The sequence below is a fragment of the Streptomyces sp. NPDC057474 genome (genome assembly GCF_042802555.1).
In the GTDB taxonomy this organism is placed as follows: Bacteria; Actinomycetota; Actinomycetes; order Streptomycetales; family Streptomycetaceae; genus Streptomyces.
This window is the reverse complement of the sequence record NZ_JBHVDX010000479.1, coordinates 1-1,985: the sequence shown is the minus strand read 5'-3', so window position 1 is coordinate 1,985 and position 1,985 is coordinate 1. Positions and strand designations below refer to the sequence as shown.

General features: G+C 70.3%; 1 protein-coding gene. It reads right to left on the bottom strand.

Annotated elements, in window-relative coordinates:
- Positions 1 to 39: 39 nt before the first annotated feature.
- Entirely contained in the window at positions 40 to 1,794 is a 1,755-nt protein-coding gene (gene lysS / locus ACFU53_RS47860) for a lysine--tRNA ligase (RefSeq protein ID WP_384006925.1), read from the bottom strand.
- Positions 1,795 to 1,985: the final 191 nt, after the last annotated feature.

Below are 1,985 nucleotides of genomic sequence, written 5' to 3'. Positions count from 1 at the left end.
GGTGTACACCGGGCGCCCCCTCTCCGTAGTCCGTCGGTCCTACTCCCCGAGCAGGACCCGCACCCGCTCCTGCCCCACCGCGAGCAGCAGCGTGGGCAGTCGCGGACCCGTGTCACGCCCCACGAGCAGGTGGTACAGCAGCGCGAAGAACGACCGTTGGGCGGTCTTGATCTCCGCCGGCAGCTCCTTGGGCGTGGCGTCCGCCGAGAATCCGGCCTGCACCTTGGGCACCCCGTAGACGAGATGCGTGAGCCCGTCGAGCGACCAGTGCTCGGCGAGCCCGTCGAGCAGCAGCCGCAGCGACCCCTGGCCCTGCTCGTCGAGGGACTTCAGCAGGTCGAGGTCGGGCTCGGTACGCACGATGGTCCGCTGGTCGGCGGGGACCTGCGTGTTGATCCAGGCCTCGGCCTTGTCGAGCCGCGGCCGTACCTCGTCGAGGGCGGACAGCGGATCGGTCGGGTCGAGTTCGCTGAGGATGCGCAGGGTCTGGTCCTCGGCGCCCGCGGTGATGTCGGCGACGGACGCGAGGGTCCGGTACGACATCGGGCGGGGGGTACGCGGCAGCTCACCGGCGGCCGTACGCACGGCACGCGCGTGGGCGGCCACGTCGGCCGGCAGGGCGGACCCGTCCGCGACCTTGGCGTCGAGCTTGTCCCACTCGTCGTAGAGCCGCTGGATCTCCTGGTCGAAGGCGATCTTGAACGACTGGTTGGGCCGGCGGCGGGCGTAGAGCCAGCGCAGGAGCTGCGGCTCCATGATCTTCAGCGCGTCGGCCGGGGTCGGCACGCCGCCCTTCGACGACGACATCTTCGCCATGCCGGAGATGCCGACGAAGGCGTACATCGGCCCGATGGGCTGCTTGCCGCCGAAGATCCCGACGATCTGCCCACCGACCTGGAACGACGAGCCCGGAGACGAGTGATCGACCCCGCTCGGCTCGAAGACGACCCCCTCGTACGCCCACCGCATCGGCCAGTCGACCTTCCAGACGAGCTTGCCGCGGTTGAACTCGTTCAGCGCGACGGTCTCGGAGAAGTCGCAGGCGGTGCAGGTGTAGGTCAGCTCGGTGGTGTCGTCGTCGTAGGCGGTGACGGCGGTGAGGTCCTTCCCGCACTGCCCGCAGTAGGGCTTGTACGGGAAGTACCCGGCGGTGCCGGAGCTGCCGTCGTCCTCGCCGGCGGCGCCGGAGCCCTCCGCGGCCACCAGCTCCGCTGCTTCCATGGCGGCGTCCGACTTCTGCGACTGCTGCTTCTTCGCCGGGGCCTTCTTGGTGCGGTACTGCTCGAGGATCGCGTCGATGTCCCCGCGGTGCTTCATGGCGTGCAGGATCTGCTCGCGGTACACGCCGGAGGTGTACTGCGCGGTCTGGCTGATCCCGTCGAACTCGACGCCCATCTCGGCGAGCGCGTCGGTCATCGCCGCCTTGAAGTGCTCGGCCCAGTTGGGGTGGGCGGAGCCCCCGGGGGCGGGCACGGCGGTGAGCGGCTTGCCGATGTGCTCGGCCCAGGAGGCGTCGACACCGTCGACGCCGTTCGGGACCTTGCGGTAACGGTCGTAGTCGTCCCAGGAGATGAGGTGCCGGACCTGGTGCCCGCGGCGGCGGATCTCGTCGGCGACGAGGTGCGGGGTCATGACCTCACGGAGGTTGCCGAGGTGGATCGGGCCGGAGGGGGAGAGTCCGGACGCGACGACGACCGGTTTGCCCGGGGCCCGACGCTCCGACTCCTCGATGACCTCATCCGCGAAACGGGAGACCCAGTCGGTGGTCTCGGTGCTCTGAGCCACGATCGGCACGTCCTCTTTCTCTGAAGGTTCCTTGGCCGCCCGGTACGGTCCCCGGCCGACGGCCCCATTCTCCCAGCCTTTCACTCCGTGGGTCGAACCGGGCGCCCATTAACCCGGGGGTGCGGGTGGGAGGGCGACCGCGGGTCCGGCGGGGCTTCTCGCGCAGTTCCCCGCGCCCCTGAAAAGCAGGGGCTGCGCCC